Genomic DNA, 21,256 nt, shown 5'->3' on the forward strand with positions numbered 1-21,256 from the left:
CGGCCGAGACGTTCTGTGTTTGAAAGACACGGTTCAAAGACGGACTCGAGTCGTGCATGGGCGCATGAAAAAGGGGCCGAGTGCGGCCCCAGTGTGAGTTTCTGAAATCACGCTCGTGCGTGTGATTGATTACTTGAGGAACTTGCTCGCGGCGTCCTTGGCGGCGGTCTTCAGGCCGTCGATCATGCTGGTGATCTCGTCCTTGAGGCCTGAGAAGTCGCCGGTGGCGTTCTTGAGGTCGGCGATCTTGTTCTTGGCGGCGGTGAACTTGCTCTCGAGGCCGGAGATCGCTGAGTTGAGGGCGTCCTTGTTCTCGGCGGAGACGCCGGGGACCTTGGCCTTGAGTTGGTCGATGGTGCCCTTGACACCCTCGAGCGCGGTGTTGAAGCCCGCGACGACGGCGTCCTTGGCGCCACCCATGGCGCTGTCGGCGGCGGCGGCGGCCTCCTTGGACTTGTCGGCGACGGCGCCGGCGACGCCCTTGGCGGCGTCCACGGCCTTGCCGGGGACGGAGCTGGATCCGGTCGTCCCGGAGCCGGCCGTGGGCGATTTCTCTTCGCAGCCGGCAACGACCATCGCGGCGATGGCGACCGGCGTCAGAACCTTGAGCAACGTCTTCATGTATGAACCCTCCCAGAGAGATTGCGTGAGTGTCGTGCGAGTCGCCATGGCGCACACGCGCCATGGGTCGAGATGATAGCGCTCGCGAAGACAGTTCTGTTCGAACATGTTCTCTCGACGCACCGCGTTTGTTCGGAATTCCGCGTGAGTTCTTGCACAATCGGCAGTTCTTGCGTTTCTGCGCGTGGCCGCGCGAACGGGAGTCGAACAGATGACGACCAACACGGACGTGGGGCGTGTGGGAGGCGCGCGGGAGTACGGGAGGGTGGAGAGTGGTCGCGTCAGGAGTGATTACGGACTCGGGCGAGGAGGGTCTCGCCGATCGATTCGACCTTTCGCGCGCCGAAGCCGCGGATGGTGGCGAGTTGTTCGAGCGAGGTGGGGCGGGTCTTGGCGACCTCTCGCAGGGCGCTGTCGTGGCAGATGACAAACGGCGGGACGCCCCGGCTGGTGGCGAGCTCGCGGCGTGCTTCGCGCAGGGATTCAAAGAGGCGAGAGTCATCATCGGAGAGCACAACCTCGATCTCCGGTGCGGCACGGCGTTCGCGCGGGCGACGATTGGGAGTGCGCTCCGGGCGATCCTCATCCACGCGCGGCTCGACGAGATCGACGCTGACCTCGTTCTTGAGGACGCTCATGCTCGACTTGGTGAGCGTGAGGACGTTCGCGAAGCCGTTGCCGACGGGCGTGAGTTCGAGGTGTCCGGCGTCGATGATCTGGTTGATGAACCCCTGCACGCGCGCGGGGCGGAGATCGCGGAGCAGGCCAAAGGTGCTGAGTTGGTCGTGCCCGCGATCGGTGACGGGTTTGGACCTTGAACCGGTGAGGACGCGGGCGATGTGGGCGCTGCCGAAGGACTGGTTGCATCGCGCGACGCAGGAGATGATCTTGCGGGCGATGTCCTGCGCGTCGTCGATGGTCTCGAGTTCGCCGAGGCAGACGTCGCAGGCGTCGCAGCCCTGGCCGTTCTCGGGTGTGTAGGTCTGCCCGAAGTACTCGCTGACCTGGGCGTGGCGGCAGAGGCCTCGCGCGATGTACGACGCCATCTCATCGAGCATGGCGAGTTGGGCGCGCATGATCTCGTCGGTCGAGGTGCCCTCATCGACGCTCATCTGGAGGATGCGGGCCCACTTGGCCTTGTCGGAAGGGGCGTGGAGGAGGAGGCACTCGGCTGGGAGGCCATCGCGTCCGGCGCGCCCGGTCTCCTGCTGGTAGTGCTCGAGGGTCTTGGGCATGCCCGCGTGGATCACGCATCGGACGTCGGGGCGATCGATCCCCATGCCGAAGGCGACGGTGGCGCAGACGACGTCAAGGGTCTGGTTGCGGAAATCGCGCGAGACGCGCGTGCGAGTCTTGGCGTCGAGTCCGGCGTGATAAGCCTTCGCGTCGATCTTGCGATCACGCAGGGCCTCGGCGAGATTCTCGGTCTCGCGGCGGGAGATGCAGTACGCGATCGCCGCACCGGGCTCGGCGTGCCCGCCTCGTCGCTCGATGGCCTCGGCGACCTGGCGCACGAGATCGCCACGCGGGAGCATGCGATAGGTGAGATTCGGACGATCGAAGCGCCCGACGAGGACAACGGGATCGCGGAGCGCGAGTTGGCGGATGATGTCCTCGCGGACGCGGGGCGTGGCGGTCGCGGTGTAGGCGCCCATCGGCACGCCGGGGAGGGCGCGTCTGAGTTCTGCAAGGCGGCGATACTCGGGGCGGAAATCGTGGCCCCATTGGCTGATGCAATGGGCCTCGTCGATCGCGATCGCGCCGGGATTCAATCGCACGGCGAGCGACATTCCCTCGTGCGAGAGCAGCCGCTCCGGCGAGACGAAGACCACGCGGACGTCGCCCGATGCGAGACGTTCGCGGACGGACATGGCCTCGTCGGGTGATAGATTCGAGTGGGCGGCCACAGCAGAAACGCCGGCGACCTCAAGCCCGCGGACCTGGTCCTGCATGAGCGCGATCAGAGGCGAGATCACGAGCGTCGGTCGGCGCGTGACCATCGGTGGAACCTGGAAGCACAGGGATTTCCCGCCGCCGGTCGGCATGACGGTGAGCGAGTCGCGCCCTTCGAGCGTTGCGCGGATGGACTCGGCTTGCATGGGGCGGAGCGTCTCGAAGCCCCATGTGTCGCGCACGGCACGCATGATCCGCTCGTCGAGCGAGCGAGGATCGTTTCCCGCGCCATCGGGTGGGATTGCGTCCATGCGGCAGGAGTGTACGCCGACCTACCGGAGGCACTCACGCAGGAGTGTCGCCCAGCGCTCGGGGAGATCGACCTTTGCAGCCCTCTCGTAGTCGTACGACACGATGACGCCCGAGCCGATGGCGGCGATCTCGCCCAGTTTCTCGCTGCGGATGTCGTGCTCGAGCGTGAAGCGATCCCGCTCGACACTGGTGACGCGCGAGATGACGTGGACGGTGTCGGGGTAGACGATCGGCCGGCGGAACCTTGCCTGCACACTCTGGAGGATGACGCCGATGCCCGCCTCGCTCTCGAGGCGGTTGATGCCCAGACGCAGGAGAAACGCGACGCGGGCGGATTCCATGTATCGGAAGTAGACGATGTTGTTGACGTGTCCGAGCGCATCCATCTCGCCCCAGGCGACGGGGATCACGAGGGGTGTGTCACTCTGAAGTGCGGGAGTGTGTGTGGGTTTGGTCATCAGTTCAGGGTGTCATATATGAGTAAAACAGGATAAGGTCCCAGGTCGCGTGCGCGATGATGAGCGGAAGTATGCGTCGCGTCGTGCGGAAGAGCAGCCCGACAACCAGACCGTGAAAGGCGATGGCGCCGCACGCGAAAACACCTTGATAGATGTGGTATGATGCGAAGACGCACGCGACAATGAGCACATCGAGCACCGGCACGCGGAGAAGTTTCTCGACTCGCGTGAAGAGTACTGCCCAGAGCACAATCTCCTCCCCTGCGGCGTTGAGCACATAGCTCGCAACAAACAACATGTGGTCGCTCAATGACGCAGGCGGCACCATTGATGTGGTGATGGAATCATTGACGGTTGGTGTCGTGCCAAACAACTGCATGTAGTACCCGACTGAGGCGGAGTATGCCCACCACGACGCGTACGCGCCAACCAGGGCTGCCACTACCAGCACGATGTCCAGCGCGGGTTTGGGACGCACGAATCCGAATGTGGAAGGATGTTCGCGGCTGCTCCAGGCGATAAACAGCCCGCAGGCGATGGAAGGAATCGCTCCCACACCGAGCGAGAGGAAGAAGTTCGGAGCGTTCCATTGGACCCCAGCGGCCTGGGGTTGTGCACCAACGAACGAACTGATTCCATGAATGAGATGAGGAACGACCCCGACACTCAGAATGGCAAAGACCTCGATCCATAACCGGCGACGTTCAGCATGCGCGGCCGCCGGATCGATCTGGTCCGGATGGAACGAAACCGGTGGTGAAGTGCTGGTTGGCACTTCATCACCGGGCAAAGAACTCGGGTTGAGGTCGGGCTCGGCCGCTGGATTGTCCATCCGCAGAGCGTACCCGGTCACGCCATCGCGTGCTGGCGGCTCTCGTTGAGGAGTCGCCGCAGCACGGTCTGGAGTACGCCGCCGTTTCGGTAGTACTCGGCCTCGACGGGGGTGTCGATGCGGCACGTCGTTGTGAACTCGATTCGTTGTCCCGTCTTCGTGCCCTGGGTGATCGTCGCGGTGACCTTCACGTCGCCGCGGGGCGTGACGAGGCCCTCCTTGCTGACCTGGAGGTGGATATCGAAGACATCGGTCCCGCACAGGCCCAGCGACTGCACGTTCTGGCCGTTCTTGAAGCAGAGGGGAAGCACGCCCATGCCCACGAGGTTGCTGCGGTGGATGCGCTCGAAACTCTCGGCGATGACGGCCCGGACGCCGAGGAGGAGTGTGCCCTTCGCGGCCCAGTCGCGTGAGGAGCCCATGCCGTAGTCCTTGCCGGCGAGGACGATGAGGGGCGTGTGCTCGTTCTTATAATGAAGGCTCGCGTTGTAGATCCAGTCGATCTTGCCACTGCCGGCCTTCGAGAGATCCCTGGTCCAGCCGCCCTCCTTGGGCTTGCCGCTCTCGTCCTTCGTGAGGATGTTCTTGACGCGGACGTTGGCGAAGGTGCCGCGGGTCATGACGCGGTCGTTGCCGCGGCGGCTGCCGTAACTGTTGAACTCGGCTTTCGTGACGCCGAGGCTCTTGAGATAGTCGCCCGCGGGGGAGTTCTCGGCGATGTCCCCGGCGGGGGAGATGTGGTCGGTGGTGACGCTGTCGGCGACGTGGACGAGGCAGCGGGCGCCGGTTATCGGCTTGGGCATGCCGGGCTTCTCGCCCATGCCGGTGAAGTATGGTGGGCTCTGGATGTAGGTGCTCTTGCCATCCCAGGCGTAGAGATCGCTCTTGCTGACGGGGACCGTGTTCCATGTCGGGTTGCCCGTGAAGACGTTGGAGTACTGCTTCTGGAAGTGCTCGGGCTTGACGGCCTTGGCTTTCACGGCCTGGACCTCGGCGTGGGTCGGCCAGATGTCCTTGAGGTAGACCTTCTTGCCGTCCTTGCTCATGCCGATCGGATCGGTGGACAGATCGATCGACATGGAGCCGGCGATCGCGTAGGCGACGACGAGTGGCGGGCTGGCGAGGTAGTTCGCTCGCACGGCCGGGTGCACGCGTCCTTCGAAGTTGCGGTTGCCGCTGAGCACGCTCGCGACGACGACGTCGCCCTGCTTGACGGCGGTCTCGATCTCGGCGGGGAGCGGGCCGGAGTTTCCGATGCAGGTCGTGCAGCCATAGCCCACGGTCTGGAAGCCCAGAGCGTCGAGGTCGGTATCGAGTCCTGCGGCTTTGTAATAATCGGTGACAACCTTGCTCCCCGGGGCGAGGCTGGTCTTGACCCAGGGCTTGGAGTTGAGCCCGAGCGCCCGGGCCTTGCGCGCCACGAGGCCCGCGGCGATCATGACGTCGGGGTTGCTGGTGTTGGTGCAACTGGTGATGGCGGCGATGACGACGTCGCCGTGGTGGAGGCGGAAGCCCTGGCCCTTGAAGGTGACGGGAACGCCGACGCAACCGGCGTCTGACTCTCCGTTCGCGGTGGGGGCGGTGGACTGACCAGCGGTATTGCCCCCCTCGCTCACGAATCGACCGACATGGACGGTCTCTGCCGGGGCTTTCTTGGCGAACGTGTCGACGAGTTCCTTGTTCCACGCGGACCTGACGTTTGTGAGTTCCACGCGGTCCTGCGGGCGCTTGGGCCCGGCGAGAGAGGGACGGACCGTCGAGAGATCGAGTTCGAGGACATCGGTGAACTCGGGTTCCGCTGAGCCTTTGGTCCAGAAGAGGCCCTGGGCCTTGCAATAGGCCTCGACGAGCGCCACGGTCTTCTCGTCGCGGCCCGTGAAGCGGAGGTAGTCGAGCGTGACGGCATCGACGGGGAAGAAGCCCATCGTCGCGCCGTACTCGGGGGCCATGTTTGCGATGGTGGCACGATCGGGGACGCTGAGGGCGGCCATGCCTTCGCCGAAGAACTCGACGAACTTGTCCACGACGCCCTTCTTGCGGAGCATCTGGGTCACGGTGAGGACGAGGTCGGTCGCGGTGCTGCCCTCGGGGAGTTTGCCCTTGAGGCGGAAGCCGATGACCTCGGGCGTGAGCATGTAGATCGGCTGGCCGAGCATGACGGCCTCGGCCTCGATCCCGCCGACGCCCCAGCCGACGACGCCGAGTCCGTTCTCCATCGTGGTGTGGCTGTCGGTGCCGACGCAGGAGTCTGGGAAGGCGACGGTCGCGCCGTCGGCGTCCTTGGTGAGCACAACGCTCGCGAGATACTCGAGGTTCACCTGGTGCACGATGCCCGTCGCCGGTGGCACGACGCTGAAGTTGCTCAGGCTCTGCTGGCCCCACTTGAGGAAGCGATACCGCTCGGCGTTGCGCTCGAACTCCTTGTCGGAGTTGATGGTGAGTGCGGTCTGCCCGCCCGCGCCGGGGCCATACGCGTCGACCTGCACGCTGTGGTCGATGACGAGGTCGCACTTGACGAGGGGATTGATGAGGTTGGGGTCGCCGCCGAGGTCGCGCATCGCGTCGCGCATCGCGGCGAGATCGACGACGCAGGGGACGCCCGTGAAGTCCTGGAGGACGACGCGCCCGGGCATGAAGGGGATCTCCTCCTTGGCCGGACTCTTCGCGTTCCAGTTCGCCATCCCGGCGACGTCGTCCTGGGTGACGATGAAGCCGTCGAGGTTGCGGAGCATGGCCTCGAGGAGGACCTTGATGGAGTAGGGGAGTTTCTCGACGTGCCCGATGCGGGCGTCCTTCAGGGCGTCGAACGCGAAGTAGGCGTACTCGCCGTGGGCGGTTTTGAGCGTTCGGCGTGCGTTGTACGGGGTTCCCATGGTCGGCTCCTTCGTGCTGGTTGCGTGCTCGAGCCCTCGTGGCTCACCGTTCATTATCGGCGCGACGAGGCATGAATCGAATCAATCATGTGACGACCATGTATAAAAACTATTTATTCTTTCGCCGGCGAGCGGCCTCTGGACGGAACCGATCGAGGAGCGCCCGCTCGAAGGCGCCCGCGGCGGCCCCGGGCTCGCGGTCGCGACGCCGGATGATCGCCAGTGTTCTCGTCAATCGACCATCCCGACAGGCCAGCCCCTCTCCAAAGCCCGTCTCACCGGCCAGCGAAAATCGGCTCACCAACCCCACGCCGATGCCCGCCTTCACCATGCTCTGGATGCTCTCGATCGAGCGGAGTTCCATGACGACGTTGAGCGTGACCCCCGCGCGACGGGCCGAGCGATCGACGAGATCGCGCACGGCGGTCCCGGCCTCAAACGCGACAAACGGTTCGTCCTGCACGTCGCGCCAGCGAAACGTCCTTTCGCTGTCGCTCGGCTTGGCGCCCTTGGATGATGCGCCTTTGGAATCATCTCGCCGCAGCCCGACGAGTCGTAACTCGTCCTCGACGAGTGGCACGCGGACGAGCGACGCCGCCCCTGCGACCTCGATGGGGAGTGTGACGATGCCCAGGTCGAGTTCGCCCGAGAGCACCGCCGCCGCCACCGCTGATGATCCGGCCTCTCGCACATAGAACCGCACGCCCGGGTGCGCCTTACGGAAGTACGACACGACGGGGGGCAGGAGGCATGTCGTCGCGGTCGCCCCGCCGCCCACGCGGATCGAGCCTCGCTCCAGCCCGAGCAGTTGTCGGACGGCACCCACGCCGCGCTCCGCCGCCGCGAGCGATTCCTCGGCGTGCGCGAGAAAGATCCGTCCCGCCTCGGTGAGTTCCACGCCGCGCCCCGTGCGATCGAGGAGCGGCGTCCCGACCTCCTTCTCGAGTTTCTTGACGACCGCCGAGAGCGCCGGCTGTGTCACGCCGAGGGATTGGGCCGCCCGCGTCAGGTGGCGGGCGCGGGCGATCTCTCGAAAATAGCGAAGTGGCGTGAGTTCCACGACCGGAGGTTATCAGGACGGGCCACAAAGTCGAAACGAGACAGATCCCGCTCCCAAGAAGATGGTAGAGGTGTTGCGCCCATGCCCGGTCTCCACGAACTCACCGCCTCGATCGTCGCAATCTGTGTCGGACTTGGCCTGGCAGCCGCCTGTGGCTTTCGGGTCTTTGTCCCCCTCGCCCTGGCGGGCCTGGGGGCGAAACTCGGGTTGATCCACGTCGGCGATTCGTTCGCCTGGCTTTCGTCGTGGCCGGCGCTGATCGCGCTCGCCGTGGCGTGCGTCCTGGAGGTGGGGGCGTACTACATCCCCTGGGTGGACCACGCGCTCGACGCCGTGGCGACGCCCGCCGCCGCCGTCGCCGGGGCCGTCCTCGCCGCGTCGCAGGTGACCGGGCTGGTCGCCGACTCCACGCCGCTCACCCAGTTCGCGGGGTGGGCCACCGCGCTGATCGCGGGCGGTGCGGTCGCGGGCACGATCCAGGGGACGACCGTCGCCACGAGGTCCGTCTCGACGATCTCCACCGGGGGGCTTGCGAACCCGATCGTTTCGACTCTTGAGAACGCACTCTCCGCCGTGCTCGCGGTTCTGGCGGTGGTCGTGCCGATCGCGATCGGCGTCCTGCTCCTACTGGTCCTCGCGTGGTTCATCACGCGGCGGGTCCGCAAGGCCAAGCAAGCCCGGCTGGCGGCGATTCTCGTGCCCATGTGAGTTTGGCCCGCCCCCTCCCGGGATCCGCCCACCATCGGTGTAGGCTTCGGCGTCACCTAGCCGAAGTCACTGCACCCCCATGGGCACGATCCTCGTCATCCTGGCTCTGATCCTCTTCAACGCCGTGCTCGTCGCGGCGGAGTTGGCGGTCCTGTCGTCGCGCAAGATTCGCCTCTCCCAGGCCGCCGAGAAGGGATCGAGGGGCGCCGCCAAGGCCCTGGCGCTCGCCGAGGACCCGACTCGATTCCTCTCCACGGTGCAGGTCGGCATCACGCTCATCGCGATCCTTCTCGGCGCGTTCGGCGAGGCCTCGATCGCCGGTGATCTGGAGGCTCGCCTCAAGACCGTTGCGGTTCTAGAGAGGTACGCCCATCCGATCGCGCTCGCGATCGTCGTGGTGTCGATCACCGTGGTGTCGATCGTCGTGGGCGAACTCATCCCCAAGCGCCTCGCGATCGCGTTCCCCGAGCGCATCGCCTCCTTCACGGCACGCCCCCTCTGGCTTGTCGCCAAGGTTGGCTCGCCTGTGGTCTTGCTTCTCAGCGGCTCAACCTCGGTCATCCTGCGCCTTTTCGGGCTGAAAGAGACAGGCGGACGCGACGACCTCTCCGAGGACGAACTCCGCGCCCTGCTCAAGGCCGGCACCCGCACGGGCGTCATCCATGCCCAGGAGCACGAACTCCTCGACCGCGTCTTTCGTTTGGGCGATCTCCGCGTGAAGTCGCTGATGGTGCCGCGGGCAGACGTCCACTTCATCGACGCGCAGGCCAGCAAGAACCAAGTGAAGATCGCCGTCGCCACGAGCCCGCACTCGCACTTTCCCGTCTGCCAGGGCTCGCTCGATAAGCTCGTCGGTGTTGTGCACGTCAAGGACCTTGTGAAGCACGGCATGATCGCCGGCGAGGACGTCAACCTCACCGAGATCGCCCAGGCGCCCCTCTTCGTTCCCGAGGCCATGCCCGCGCTCACGCTCCTCGATCGCTTCGCCGAGACGAGGCGCCACATCGCCTTCGTCGTGGACGAGTTCGGCGGCGTCGAGGGTCTCGTCACGCTCAACGACATCGTCGAGCGCATCATTGGAAGCGTCGTCACGGCCGATGACGACGACCCGGCCCAGATCACGCCCCGCGCCGATGGCACGGTGCTCGTCGATGGCCTGCTCCCCTTGCAGGACCTCTTCCATTATTTTGACATCGATCCGGGCGAGGACCATGACTTCGACGACATCTCGACCGCCGCCGGGTTTGTCGTGGCGCTCCTGGGGCGCGTTCCTCGCACGGGCGACAGCGTGGACCGCTTCGGGCATCGGTTCGAGGTCGTGGACATGGACCGTCGGCGGATCGACAAGTTGCTCGTGACGGCGCTCAAGCCCACGGATGATCAGGAGCGGACCGAATGACTCGTCTCTCCAAGGAAGCGGCGGCCGCGCTGGTGGTCGTGATCGTGTGCGTGCTGGCCCTAGGCGTGGGGGTGTGGCGTGCGATGTCGAAAGCGACGATTCCATCGCCCGATCTGCCGCCGCTCGCGCGGACGACCGAGGCCGTCGCCCGGCCGGTCCCCGAGATTCCCAGGTCCCTCTTCGAGTTCCGCGGCCTGTGGGTCGCGACCGTGGACAACATCGACTGGCCCAGCAGGAAGGGCCTCCCCGCGCGCGAGCAGCGACAGGAGATGATGCGGATCATCGGTGTCGCGGAATCGCTCAACCTCAACGCGATCGTCCTGCAAGTTCGTCCCTCGTGCGACGCGATCTATCCCTCCGCGCTCGAACCGTGGTCGGAGTATCTCAGCGGCACGCAGGGTGTTCCGCGCGACGACCGCTCCGACCCGCTCGCCGAGTGGATCGCCGCCTGCCACGCGCGGGGCATCGAACTCCATGCGTGGTTCAATCCCTTCCGCGCCCGCCACTTCAAGGCCACCAGCCCCAACGCCGCATCGCACGTGAGCAACGTGCATCCGCGCCTCGTCAAGACCTATGGCACACGCCCGGACAACACCTACCAGTGGCTCGACCCGGGCGACCCCGCGGCACGCCTGCACACGCTCGACGTCGTCCTCGACGTCGTGAATCGATACGACATCGATGCCGTCCACATGGACGACTACTTCTATCCGTACCCGATCGACAAACTCGAGTTCCCCGATGAGGCGAGTTACGCAACATATCGAAAGTCCGGCGGCACGCTCGCGCGTGACGAGTGGCGACGGAACAACATCAACACCTTTGTCCAGACGCTCGCCGAGCGCGTCCATGCCGCCAAGCCGGGCGTGCGCGTCGGCATCAGCCCCTTCGGCATCTGGAAGCCCGGGCACCCCAAGGGCGTCGAAGGGATGGACCAGACCGCGAGGATCTTCGCCGATCCGAAACTCTGGCTCAATGAAGGTTGGGTGGACTATCTCGCCCCGCAACTCTACTGGACGCTCGACGCCCCCAAGCAGCCCTACGCGCCGCTGCTCTCGTGGTGGATCGGCGAGAACTCCAAGGGGCGCCACGTGTTCGTGGGCAACAACGCCAGCCGGGTCGCCCCCGTCGGCACCTCGGGCTCATGGCGTACCGACGAGATCCTGAATCAGGTCGCCGAGACCCGGCGCCAGAATGCCGCGGGGAACATCCTCTACAGCGCGATCGCGCTCGTGGAAGATCGCGACTCGCTCGCGACAAAGTTGCGAGCCGGGCACTACGCAAAACCCGCGCTCGCACCCCAGGCGACGTGGCTTGCGCGGCCGCCGGTGGAGCCGAGGCTGACCGTCAAACTCACCGGCGCCTCGCCACTGATCTCCTGGGCGCCTGGTGACACGACGCCCGTGCGCCGATGGGTGGTGCTCGTCGAGCGGAACGGGCAGTGGGAACTCTCGATCAAGCCGCCGACGGTCTCGTTCGCGTCGGACTACGACCTCTTTCCGCTCGTGGCGGGGGCGTCGGGCACGCGGCCCGCCCCCGCGACGCCGCCGACGCGGCTCGCCGTGATCCAGGTCGGGCCCGCCGGTGTGCTCGGGTCGCCCGCCGTGGTGGATGTGCCGCCAAGATCCAACGGGCGGTCTCAGGTTTCGCCCGCATCTGCCCCATGAATCTCGCCGAATAATCCAGCGATGCCATCCGCTGCCCCCCAACCTCGAATGACGCTGTACATCGACGGCGCGTGCGGCATGTGCTCGCGTGAGGCCAACCTCATGGTGCGGCTCGATCAAGGCCGAGGGTACATCGCCTTCGACGACATCAACCGCCCAGACTTTGATCCCGCCTCTCTCGGGCGCTCGGCCCACGATGTCCACACTCGAATCCACGCCAAACTCGACGATGGCCGGGTGATCGAAGGTCTTGAGGTCTTTCGGCGCGCGTACGCGCTCATTGGTCGCGGCTGGCTCTTGGCGCCCACCGGTTGGCCGATCCTCCGCCCGATCTTCGATGCGCTCTATCGCCTCTTCGCCCGCCATCGCAGGCGGATCTCGCGGCTCTTCTTCGCGAGCGCCTGCCCCATGCCGCCACCACCTTCGGCGATGTATAGAGGACGTGACTCGGCCTGATTCTCGGACGCGTCCACCCGAAACACCCGGCAAAGTGGGAAGGCCTGTGCGGGCGTGCTGGCTCGCAAGCCCGGCTCCAGCGGCAACTCCTGACATCCAAGTGGACCTTCAACGGGTCTTTACCGACATTGTCGATATGGCGTGGCCTTTCTCCAGCACCAACACCGGCGGGCCCAAGTACCCGCGTGACTCCGAGCGGTTCCACACCTCGGGGCTGTCGTGTCGACTGGGCACGATCCTCGACATGTCGCGTGGTGGCGCGCGCGTCGAGGTGCAGTCCTCCAAGCCCGCCGTCACCAAGGGCCAGATGATCGACGTCTCCGTCGCCTCGGCCACCCAGCGCATCAGCCTCCGTGGCAAGGTGCAGTGGGTGAAGCGCATGGGGTGGAAGTCGCACCAGGTCGGGATCAAGTGGGTGGACCTCAAGCCCTCGCTGCTCGATGCCGTCGAAGAGTTCGCGAAGAACGGCTTTGTCTCCGAGGAGACAAAGAAGGCCAAGCCCAAGCCCGCCGAGCAGGCCCAGGCCGCGCCCGAGCCGCCGCCGCCACAGATCACGATGGATGTTGAGGACCTGTACGAGTTCCTGGGGATTGCGCCCGAGGCGACTCCGGAGCAGGTGGCCGGCGCCTATCGCAAACTCGCTCGACAGTGGCACCCCGACCAGAACAAGGAAGAGGGTGCGGCGGAAAAGTTCGCCCAGATCAGCAAAGCGTACCAGGTTCTGAAAGACGCGGAGTTGCGCGCGCGATACGACGCGATGCTGGGTCGTCTGCCGAATCGGCAGGCCTCCTAAGCAGTTGGGTAGGGACAACACCCCAACTTGCCGCGTTCTGAGGATTCTTGGGTGTGCAACGGAACCTTCCTGGATCCGATGAATCCAATCGAGCGAATCCGCATGTGTCTTACGGAAGGCTCGCACGTTGGACACGGTTGGGACGGGCAGTGTTGCCCGGGGAGGAAGCACGATGAAAGGCTCACGACCGCCACGCGACTCTCTGGATCCCGCACGCCTCTTCGAGGCCACGGAGGCGATTCTCCTCGCCATCCGCGACGTCGAGGAGCACACCGGGAAGCCGTGTCCCTATCCGACGGAACTGCTGGGCTCTTCGATCCAGCCCGACAACCTGAAAGACTTCACGCGGTTTGAGATCGAGCAGGCCGCCGAGTTCCTCGTGCGGATGGGCGTCCTGAAGGTGTCAACGAGCGGCTAACCGCGGCGGCATGTCTCTTCGCGTGACGCACGCGAGAGACATCGAGAACAACCAAACTCCTTGTGGCACACGGCGGGGGCGACCCCGCCTGTGCTTTATGGTAATTTGATTATGATGATGAATATATGGGGTTTGAATGATGCGGTTCTAGAAGTATCCATCTTCGAACATGGCCTTGTAGATCATGACACGAAGTCCGATTGAAGCCGCAAACTGGAATCCGGTTGTGAGTCGGAGCGTCATACTGTCGGAGATCACAAACGCGTAGTACAGCGTTGAGAGTCCGGCTCCAATACCAAAGAATCCACCCTTTGCCGCGCGGAAGACCACGAAGACGGTTGCCACGATCGGTAGGAGCGCCCATGCGGCCTCACCCTCGCGTATCGGTGTCACGATCGCACATGCGAGGTAGAAGAGTGAGTGGATCATGAAGCCGATGACGAAGATCCCTCGAAAGTCTTCGAGGAGAAACCCGGCCACCATCAGACCCATCAGGCTGATACCGAGGACCAGTGCGCCGATCTCTGGGCCGATGTATGCTGATTGCTTGCGTTGCTTCGCACCCTTGAGCACCTCCGGCTTGAGCACCTTCACATGCCGGCGTTCGTTCTTTCGGCTGTCGAAGCCGCACTGCACGCAGAGCACCGCGTCCTCGCGTTTCGGCTTGCCGCAGGACGCACAGGGGACCATGCCCTTCTCGAGCGGCTTCTCTGGGATGTCGAGGACGTAGGAGTTGGCCTCTTCGGGGAGTTCGAGTCTCTTCGCCGCGGGGACGGGTGGCGGGGCCTCGCGGGCCGACTTGGCGTCCTTCGCGCGCTCCATGCACTCCTTGCAGACGTACCGCCCGTTCGCGTCCTTGGCGCGGGGCTTGTGCGAGCAGTCCTGCCCGCAGATCTGGCACACCTTCTCCGGCGCGTTGTACGCGTCAGGCATGGCACACTCCCAAAGAGAACTGGCTCATAGCCGTCCACCAGACTCCACCAACGAGGCCCCATCCTACCACAGGACCAACATCTTTGGGAACGTCCAAAGGCGAGGTTTTCCGGTCTTTGAACGATCCATCGCCCGAGGACATTGGTTCTGGTTGAGAGTGCCCTCTTGATTCGATAGTCCTTGCGGGCATTAGATTTACCCGGCGACTGATCCGTCGCCCAACTCCTCTCGGCCCGCCGCCCTGGGTCGCTTGGCAGGAGCAAAGGAGGGCTTGTCCCTTCCGGATCAAGGTGGCCGTGACTCCACATCCAGGCAGACATCACCGCGGGCGGGCGGGGCATGTCGCGCCTTGATCTGGAGACTCCTCGTGACCACACAGCACGATTTCAAATCAGCCGTCCGCGACCGGATGAAGAAGACCGGCGAGCGATACACCGCCGCCCGGGCTGTTCTCTTGCAGTCTTCCGCCGGCAGGGCCACCAAGCCAACCATCGCCGGATTGATTCCGGAGTACACGTCCTTCGGCGGGATCTGCCGCGACACCGGGGCGATGCGCAACGTCCTCGCGGCGTGCGGCCTCATCGATGCGAACACGAAGAAGCCGCTGAGCGAGGCGATGGTCGCCGGGCTGTGCGGCGGCGTGGGATTCCTCTATGCCGTCTTCGAGTACAAGGGCTTCCCGCCGATCCTCTCGATCATGGGTCGATATGACACCATGCCCGACGTCTTCATCGCGGGAGGGTTCGGGCGGTTGGGCGTGAAGACCAGCGTGAGCGAGACGACGAGCGCGGCGACGGCCCGGAAGGCACTCGATGCGGCGATCACGGCGAAGAAACCGGCGCTTTGTGTCGTGGATGCCGTCGTGTTGGCGGACAAGGGCACGCTCCCCGCGAGTGCGATGGAGGGGATGGCCCCGACGATCGTGGGCGTGGCAGGGGCGACGGGCGATGACGTTTTGATCGACGACGGCGGCGTGGAGTCGAGGCGGATGTCGATGGAGCGATTTGCGCGGGCGCGGGCAGCATACAAGAAAGGGAAGAACCGGCTCATCACGATCGATGAGCCGGCTCAGGCTATCGATCTTCGCGGCCCGATCGCTCGCGCGCTCGCCGACACGGCTCATCGCTACCGAAACGCGCCGTACAAGGGCTTCGCGAGCAACATGGGGCTCGCCGGGTTTGAAAAATGGCGAGGATTGCTCACCGATCCCAAGGACAAAAAGTCCTGGCCCAACGTCTTCCCCGAGGGCGCGCTCGCGTATCTCGCTCTCCGGCGGACCTACGACGGCATCGAGCACGAGTTCACAGCACCCGCGGCGGGGCGACCGATCTTCGCCGATTTCCTCGACGAGGCCTCGGCCACGCTGGGTGATTCGCACCATGGCGTGTCGCTGAAATCGCTCGCCAAGGCGTATCGAAAGTCGGGCGAGCAGTGGGGGGCGATCACGACGGCGATCGCCACGTGTGGCGACAAGGCCGTGGAGCAGGGGTGCGAGTTGGGCGACTCGGCACGCGAGATCTTCGACGAGGCTGATTGCCCCAGGCGCGGCGAGTTGGTGGGGATCGCCGAGCAGCGGACCACGCTCGCGAAGCAGTGCACACTGAAGAAGGATGAGGCTCTGGCGATCTATGAGCGGATCGCCAGGCACGTCGCGGAGATCGAGTCGATCGAGCGCGAGGCGTCGGAGAAGTTAGCGATGGCCTTCCCGCACGCGGAGGGATCGGCGTCACCGGCTCGCGTGTCGGGCAAGATCACGGCGGCGAAAACTCTGAAAGCCAAGTCTTCCAAGGCCGCAACTCGCAAGGCCAAGGCGTAGTTCAGATTCAGGTCTATTTCTGTTCTCGTCGCGCCGTCGCGCGATCGAGTGTTGTCTGATCTCACTGTTCAAGTCACTGCAGGGCATGTCGGCATCGGGCGTGCCGCAGTTCAAAGGAGTATGTCATGAAGTTCGTTCGTTCCGTGCTCGCCATTCTTGCCGGGTTTGTGTCGATGGCGATTCCGACGATGGGCGTGTTTGCGGTTTCGGCGTTCGCGTTCGGTCGTGAGGTGCTCATGCCGGAGGATCAGGCGCGAGCGCCCGTCTGGTTCAGCCTCGGGATCATGGTCGTGGGGCTTGCTTGCACGATGCTGGGCGGGTTCGTGTGCGCGAAGGTTGCTCGCTCGTGGATGCCCGTCATGTTCTTCGCGGCGATCGTGCTCGTCTTTGGGATCTTCAGCGCGATTGGCAACGAGCGAAAGCCCGAGCCGGGGCCGGAGGTCGCCGAGATGCCAATCCTGGAGGCCGTCGCGCACTCGAAGGAGCCGACGTGGCTGGCGTTCGGGAATCCAATCGTGGGGGCATTGGGCGTGCTGCTGGGCGGGCGGCTGGCAATTCGGGAGCGCATTCGCAACTGAGAACACAGAGTTCGAACATCGTCGCACGGCGTGCGGAGCGCATGCCCGCCTTTGAGCGATCAAAAACACAACGCCCGACCTTCGGGTCGGGCGCGGTGTGGCGACGGGGCGAGTGGCTTGGTGGTGTGCCCCGCCGCCGGGTGGTGGTAAGTGGTTCGCCCGTCGTTGGACGGACGAACCGTGGAGAGTGTGACGCTCGGGGCTTTCGTCCGGTCTCCGCGCCAGCCCGACCGGTGGTAGCCGAGAAGGGGATAGCGCCGGCGGCCGGATCCGTCCCTGGACCCATCCGCCGCGAGGGGAGCGGGCTCGGTTGAAAGGAAGCGATCCGTGCAAACGAGCCCGAGGCCTACTCACTCATTCTGATTGTCGGCGATCCTCCGACCGCCAAACCCTGCCGGCGCCCTTCCGAGCCCCGTGCAGTGATCTCTCAACTTTCCCGTCCGCTCTCTCTCAACTCTCCACGTCTCGTTCCGCACCATCCATCGGCGAATCGATCTCATGCAATGCAACTTCGAGCATCACAATCTCACGATGCGTGAGCCAGCCACGACGCCGGCTCCACATCCCGCTCGACCGCCCGAAGCGCGTCCGTGCGGTTATGGCGAGCGAGCGTCCGTGATCTTCCTCAGTGCCTCGATCCGTTCCGGTTTTCCAGCGTTCCATGCTGCTCGGTCCCGTATCTCGAGTTTGTGCTTCGCGCCGATCACCACGACGTCCATTCCCAGGCCCGAGTCTTCCAGAAGGTTCCTGGGAATCGTGATGCGGCCGGCCGTGTCCGATTCGATCCTCTCGACGCTCCCGAAGAAGTCCGATTCCATCCTCGACTGGTCTGCCTGCGGAAACAGCGACTCGTCCAACTTCGAAGACAACTCGAGAAACTTTGATTCGGGGTAGAGTTGGAGGAGCCGATCGTCTCGATGCACGCAATACCAGATATCTCTCTCGCCCTCGGCCTTCGAACGGTCGCGGAACTTCGCCGGCATCGCCAGGCGTTGCTTCGCATCGATCGAGACCTCGGCACTTCCGGTAAAGAGCACGGTTCGGATTCCTCCGTCACGGCTCCGCCGCAATCAGGTTGTGGGAAATATAGCCGAAATCTGCCTCAAAGCAACTCAATTTGCCTCTCGGCATGAATTGTGCATGGATTGTTGATAGTCCTGTATATGTGTACGGAATTGTTCCGAACTAATACCTATCAAAATACAAATTCACCCGCCCATAACCACCGAAACCCTGTTTCGACGTAGACTCGAAGAGGCTGCTGATCCGCCGGCGGCCGATCTGGAGGCGCGCCATGGAGGCCGCGAATCTTGCACCAACGTCGGAGGGCTCACCGCATCAGGCGGCCCTCGACCTGCTCCCCTCGACATTGGCTGTGTTGTGCGCGGGCAATGACCAGCGACGCACCGGCCTGATTGTCGAATCGGCGCTCTGGATCCCCACAGAGCCGCCGACGGTCGCGGTGGCGCTCCGGGCGGGTCATCGGATCGAGCCGCTGATACGGGACACTCGGGCCTTTGCCCTGTGCCCGATCCACGCGGGCGATCGCCTGCTGCTCAAGCGATTCGGCGCGGGGGCGCGCGAGTCCGCGGATCCCTTCGATTGCTTCCGCGTCGAGCGATTGGCGACCGGCTCGCCGTGTCTCACGCGGGCGCAGGGCGCGATCGATTGCGAACTAATCCGGCATATCGACCTGGACATGGGCATGACGATGTACGTGGGCCGAGTGCTCGCGAGTCGGCGGTATGACGGCGTGGATACCAGCGCGTCGCGTCTGAAGGCGTCCCTCGACGAACACTGCAATCACGACTCCCTGCTGGCGTCATAACGAAGCGCCGCGATCAGCGAGCGTCTTCCGCGCACGTCGCCAGTACGTGATCGATCTCACGCTCGATGTCTTTCGCGAAGACCTCACGAGAGAAGCGCATGGAGGACGCCCGGCATCTCGCGGCCACGTCGGCATCGGCCGGTGGGCACGACTCGATCGCCTGGGTCAAGGCTCGCACGGACGGCTCGACGTCCGCGCCCGGTCGGTCCCACGCGGGATCCCAGTCGAACATCGATCCGGTCACGCCATCGTCCACGAGGTCGAGCGCGCCGCCCGCGCGTCGCGCGACGACCGGCAGGCCGCACGCGAGCGCTTCGCCCGCCACGATCCCGAAGTCTTCTTCCTGCGGGAAGATCAGCAGGCGAGCCAGTCGATACTCCTCGCGCAGCGTGTCATTGCCGACTCGCCCGAGGAATCGGACACGCCCGCTCGCGAGGCGTTCGAGACTCGCTCGCTCGCTGCCATCACCGACGATTCGCAGTTCGATCCCTCGCGTGACCGCGGCCCGGATCGCCAGATCCACGCGCTTATAGGGCTCCAAGGCCGAGACCAACAGCCAGTGCTTCCCTCGCTTCGCTCCAACCGGCGGCGGCGTGAAGAAGGCCGTGTCCACCGGCGGGTGCACGACGCCCGACTCGCGGGCGTAGAACTCGCGGACCTGGGCGGCGGTCGCCGTGCTGTTGGCGACGAAGCGTGTGACGTGAGAGGCCGATTGGGCATCCCATCTGCGGAGTGACGGCGCGAAGAGCGCCAGCCCGAGGCGTCGGGCGAGGCTCGTGCGGGCGTATTCGCCTTGTCGCGACCAGAGGTATCGGGCCGGAGCGTGGATGTAGCAGAGGTGGGGGACTCGCATGGAATCGCCGGGCGGAGTGGTCACGTCGTCGGGCGTGATCGAGTGGCGTGGCGGCGTTCGCAGCCCCTTGATGGCCGCCGAACTCGTGGAGATGACGAGATCGATCGGCGTTTCCGCGTGCGATCGGGCGAGCGCCTGGGAGAGGGAGGCGACCGCGCTCGGATAGAGAGGCAGGAGATGCCGGCGGAGCGTTCCCGAGGCCATCGGCAAGCGTCCCACCCACGACACCTGTTTGGGGGCCGCGTCAATCCGGGGTGAAAGGCTCTGTCCATCATCGAACATGACGTAAAGCGCGTCCAACTCGCCGATCCGTTCGACCACGCCGAGGATCTCCTCGAGCACGGCCTCGCCGCCGCGACGCCCGACGAGCCAATCGTGGGCGACGGCGATCCGTGGGGGGCGTGGTCGTGCCGACGACTCGGTGGGCGCTGCATCCGGTGATCGTGCGGGTTGTACGATGGAGGACATGACCGTGCAGAATACGTCGAGCGGCGATGGGAGCGGTGGAGAGGACGCGCCCTCGCCCGCGTTTCCCTTTCTCTCGACCGCGGGATCGAGTCCCGCGACGGCGGCGAATCGGTTCGGCCTGGACTATCACGCCGCTTCGAGGGACCTGCCTCGCGCCAACCGGTATCGCGGTCGGATCGTGGACATCCATGCGCACGTCATGGGTGCGGCGTCCCCGGACATTTTCCGCGTGCAGGCCGAGGCCTTCGGCGTGCGTCGAGTCTACAGCATGTCGAGCCTCGACGCCGCCCGCGTGCTCCGACAGAAGCACGGCGACTTCGTCCGCTTCATCGCCTTCCCCAACTTTCGCGCCGGCGATCGAGTCCTCGCGATGGGTGACGGGTTCCTCGAGGACATCCGCGCCTTTCGCCATGATCTGGACGCGAGGATCGTCAAGTTCTGGAACGCCCCGCGCCTTCGGGAACTGCTGGGTCCCGCCGAGTACGCGCGCGTCGGCGCGTTCGACTCGCCCGGGCGCGTCAAGGCCGCCGAACTCGCCCAGAGCCTGGGCATGATGATGATGGTCCACGTCGCCGACCCCGACACGTGGTTCCAGACCAAGTACGCCGACCGCGCGAAGTTCGGGACAAAGCGCGAGCACTATGAGCCGCTGCGGCGGATGATGCGTCGTTTCCCCGGTCCGTGGATCCTCGCCCACGGCGGGGGCAACCCGGAGGATCTCGGCTTTCTCTCTGAACTCCTCGACGACCACGCCAACTGCGTCATCGACTTCTCGGCGACGAAGTGGATCGTCCGCGAGTTGTCCAGGCAACCGCTCGACACGGCGCGGGCCTTCTTCGCGAAATACCGCGGGCGACTGCTCTTTGGGTCCGACGTCGTCGCGACCGACGAGCACCTGCAGTCGTCGGCCTCGGCCCACCCGATGGGCGATCTCGCCGACAACCCAACGGCCGCCGCCGAGTTGTACGCGAGCCGCTACTTCGCGCTGCGCCTGCTCTTCGAGACGAACTACAACGCCCCAAGCCCGATCGCCGACCCGGACCTGGCGATGGTGGATCCCACGCGATTCACGGCGATGTCGGCCCCGACGCTGCGCGGGCTGGACCTGCCGCTGGAGGATCTCGACTCGTTGTACTTCGCGAGTGCCGAGGCGCTCATGGCGAACTTCGGCGGCGTGTGAGGGGAGGCCGTGGCCACGATCGAGTCCACAAAGGCACACGGGCCGGCGTGATCGGCCGGCCCGCGTCATGGATGCTGTTTCGCGGTCTCCCGCGACGATTCTCTCACCGT

19 protein-coding genes are annotated in these 21,256 nt (G+C 65.1%); 10 read left to right on the top strand and 9 right to left on the bottom strand.

Features of this window, described 5'->3' with window-relative positions:
• Positions 1-129: 129 nt before the first annotated feature.
• The 6 genes from IPK69_09775 to IPK69_09800 all read right to left on the bottom strand — a co-directional run bounded on the left by IPK69_09775 (position 130) and on the right by IPK69_09800 (position 8,049).
• Entirely contained in the window at positions 130-621 is a 492-nt protein-coding gene (locus tag IPK69_09775; protein QQS08280.1) for a hypothetical protein, read from the bottom strand.
• 281 nt (positions 622-902) lie between these two features.
• Complete coding sequence (locus tag IPK69_09780) at positions 903-2,825, bottom strand: RecQ family ATP-dependent DNA helicase (GenBank protein ID QQS08281.1); 1,923 nt, start codon at positions 2,823-2,825, stop codon at positions 903-905.
• 21 nt (positions 2,826-2,846) lie between these two features.
• Positions 2,847-3,284 (bottom strand): acyl-CoA thioesterase, encoded by a 438-nt coding sequence (locus tag IPK69_09785; GenBank protein ID QQS08282.1) that lies wholly within the window; start codon positions 3,282-3,284, stop codon positions 2,847-2,849.
• A 4-nt stretch (positions 3,285-3,288) separates the two neighbouring features.
• Positions 3,289-4,116, bottom strand: coding sequence for a CPBP family intramembrane metalloprotease (locus IPK69_09790; GenBank protein ID QQS08283.1), 828 nt, complete (start codon positions 4,114-4,116; stop codon positions 3,289-3,291).
• 17 nt (positions 4,117-4,133) lie between these two features.
• Entirely contained in the window at positions 4,134-6,989 is a 2,856-nt protein-coding gene (gene acnA, locus IPK69_09795) for an aconitate hydratase AcnA (protein ID QQS08284.1), read from the bottom strand.
• Between the two features lie 109 nt (positions 6,990-7,098).
• Complete coding sequence (locus IPK69_09800) at positions 7,099-8,049, bottom strand: LysR family transcriptional regulator (GenBank protein QQS08285.1); 951 nt, start codon at positions 8,047-8,049, stop codon at positions 7,099-7,101.
• 81 nt (positions 8,050-8,130) lie between these two features.
• On the opposite strand from IPK69_09800, the gene IPK69_09805 reads away from it, so the two are divergent.
• The 6 genes from IPK69_09805 (at position 8,131) to IPK69_09830 (ending at position 13,490) form a co-directional block, all read left to right on the top strand.
• On the top strand, positions 8,131-8,757 hold the full coding sequence (locus IPK69_09805; GenBank protein QQS08286.1) for a DUF4126 domain-containing protein: 627 nt from the start codon (positions 8,131-8,133) through the stop codon (positions 8,755-8,757).
• A gap of 79 nt (positions 8,758-8,836) precedes the next feature.
• Positions 8,837-10,156, top strand: a complete 1,320-nt coding sequence (locus IPK69_09810) for an HlyC/CorC family transporter (GenBank protein QQS08287.1) — start codon at positions 8,837-8,839, stop codon at positions 10,154-10,156.
• On the top strand, positions 10,153-11,823 hold the full coding sequence (locus IPK69_09815; protein ID QQS08288.1) for a family 10 glycosylhydrolase: 1,671 nt from the start codon (positions 10,153-10,155) through the stop codon (positions 11,821-11,823). The genes IPK69_09810 and IPK69_09815 overlap by 4 nt, the downstream gene beginning before the upstream one ends.
• Before the next feature lie 21 nt (positions 11,824-11,844).
• Positions 11,845-12,279: a DUF393 domain-containing protein gene (locus IPK69_09820; GenBank protein QQS08289.1), complete on the top strand. Its 435-nt coding sequence runs from the start codon at positions 11,845-11,847 to the stop codon at positions 12,277-12,279.
• A 136-nt stretch (positions 12,280-12,415) separates the two neighbouring features.
• A complete protein-coding gene (locus IPK69_09825) occupies positions 12,416-13,072 on the top strand; it encodes a DnaJ domain-containing protein (GenBank protein ID QQS08290.1) in 657 nt (218 codons plus the stop codon).
• Positions 13,073-13,244: 172 nt separating this feature from the next.
• Positions 13,245-13,490 (top strand): hypothetical protein, encoded by a 246-nt coding sequence (locus IPK69_09830; protein ID QQS08291.1) that lies wholly within the window; start codon positions 13,245-13,247, stop codon positions 13,488-13,490.
• A gap of 147 nt (positions 13,491-13,637) precedes the next feature.
• On the opposite strand, the gene IPK69_09835 is transcribed toward IPK69_09830, so the two are convergent.
• Positions 13,638-14,423, bottom strand: coding sequence for a hypothetical protein (locus IPK69_09835; protein ID QQS08292.1), 786 nt, complete (start codon positions 14,421-14,423; stop codon positions 13,638-13,640).
• Between the two features lie 367 nt (positions 14,424-14,790).
• On the opposite strand from IPK69_09835, the gene IPK69_09840 reads away from it, so the two are divergent.
• Together IPK69_09840 and IPK69_09845 are read left to right on the top strand one after the other, a co-directional pair.
• A complete protein-coding gene (locus IPK69_09840; GenBank protein QQS08293.1) occupies positions 14,791-16,239 on the top strand; it encodes a DUF4872 domain-containing protein in 1,449 nt (482 codons plus the stop codon).
• Between the two features lie 125 nt (positions 16,240-16,364).
• On the top strand, positions 16,365-16,817 hold the full coding sequence (locus IPK69_09845) for a hypothetical protein (GenBank protein ID QQS08294.1): 453 nt from the start codon (positions 16,365-16,367) through the stop codon (positions 16,815-16,817).
• A gap of 596 nt (positions 16,818-17,413) precedes the next feature.
• Here the strand turns inward: IPK69_09845 and IPK69_09850 are convergent.
• Positions 17,414-17,854 carry a hypothetical protein gene (locus IPK69_09850; GenBank protein ID QQS08295.1) on the bottom strand — a complete coding sequence of 147 codons (441 nt, stop codon included), beginning with the start codon at positions 17,852-17,854 and terminating at the stop codon, positions 17,414-17,416.
• A gap of 257 nt (positions 17,855-18,111) precedes the next feature.
• Between IPK69_09850 and IPK69_09855 the strand changes: the two genes are divergently transcribed.
• On the top strand, positions 18,112-18,645 hold the full coding sequence (locus IPK69_09855) for a flavin reductase (protein QQS08296.1): 534 nt from the start codon (positions 18,112-18,114) through the stop codon (positions 18,643-18,645).
• 13 nt (positions 18,646-18,658) lie between these two features.
• Here IPK69_09855 and IPK69_09860 read toward each other — a convergent pair whose 3' ends face one another.
• Entirely contained in the window at positions 18,659-19,966 is a 1,308-nt protein-coding gene (locus tag IPK69_09860; GenBank protein ID QQS08297.1) for a glycosyltransferase, read from the bottom strand.
• Between IPK69_09860 and IPK69_09865 the strand changes: the two genes are divergently transcribed.
• The gene (locus IPK69_09865) at positions 19,965-21,146 is read left to right on the top strand and encodes an amidohydrolase family protein (GenBank protein QQS08298.1); all 1,182 of its coding nucleotides are present in this window, start codon (positions 19,965-19,967) and stop codon (positions 21,144-21,146) included. The genes IPK69_09860 and IPK69_09865 overlap by 2 nt on opposite strands.
• Positions 21,147-21,256 lie beyond the last annotated feature (110 nt).

This window comes from Phycisphaerales bacterium, assembly GCA_016699835.1.
Lineage (GTDB): Bacteria > Planctomycetota > Phycisphaerae > Phycisphaerales > UBA1924.

Coding starts and splice junctions, on each gene's coding strand:
- IPK69_09775 (QQS08280.1), bottom strand. CDS start 621: ATGAAGACGTTGCTCAAGGTTCTGACGCCGGTCGCCATCGCCGCGATG.
- IPK69_09830 (QQS08291.1), top strand. CDS start 13,245: ATGAAAGGCTCACGACCGCCACGCGACTCTCTGGATCCCGCACGCCTC.
- IPK69_09780 (QQS08281.1), bottom strand. CDS start 2,825: ATGGACGCAATCCCACCCGATGGCGCGGGAAACGATCCTCGCTCGCTC.
- acnA (QQS08284.1), bottom strand. CDS start 6,989: ATGGGAACCCCGTACAACGCACGCCGAACGCTCAAAACCGCCCACGGC.
- IPK69_09820 (QQS08289.1), top strand. CDS start 11,845: ATGCCATCCGCTGCCCCCCAACCTCGAATGACGCTGTACATCGACGGC.
- IPK69_09815 (QQS08288.1), top strand. CDS start 10,153: ATGACTCGTCTCTCCAAGGAAGCGGCGGCCGCGCTGGTGGTCGTGATC.
- IPK69_09810 (QQS08287.1), top strand. CDS start 8,837: ATGGGCACGATCCTCGTCATCCTGGCTCTGATCCTCTTCAACGCCGTG.
- IPK69_09855 (QQS08296.1), top strand. CDS start 18,112: ATGGAGGCCGCGAATCTTGCACCAACGTCGGAGGGCTCACCGCATCAG.
- IPK69_09790 (QQS08283.1), bottom strand. CDS start 4,116: ATGGACAATCCAGCGGCCGAGCCCGACCTCAACCCGAGTTCTTTGCCC.
- IPK69_09845 (QQS08294.1), top strand. CDS start 16,365: ATGAAGTTCGTTCGTTCCGTGCTCGCCATTCTTGCCGGGTTTGTGTCG.
- IPK69_09805 (QQS08286.1), top strand. CDS start 8,131: ATGCCCGGTCTCCACGAACTCACCGCCTCGATCGTCGCAATCTGTGTC.
- IPK69_09860 (QQS08297.1), bottom strand. CDS start 19,966: ATGTCCTCCATCGTACAACCCGCACGATCACCGGATGCAGCGCCCACC.
- IPK69_09825 (QQS08290.1), top strand. CDS start 12,416: ATGGCGTGGCCTTTCTCCAGCACCAACACCGGCGGGCCCAAGTACCCG.
- IPK69_09865 (QQS08298.1), top strand. CDS start 19,965: ATGACCGTGCAGAATACGTCGAGCGGCGATGGGAGCGGTGGAGAGGAC.
- IPK69_09785 (QQS08282.1), bottom strand. CDS start 3,284: ATGACCAAACCCACACACACTCCCGCACTTCAGAGTGACACACCCCTC.
- IPK69_09835 (QQS08292.1), bottom strand. CDS start 14,423: ATGCCTGACGCGTACAACGCGCCGGAGAAGGTGTGCCAGATCTGCGGG.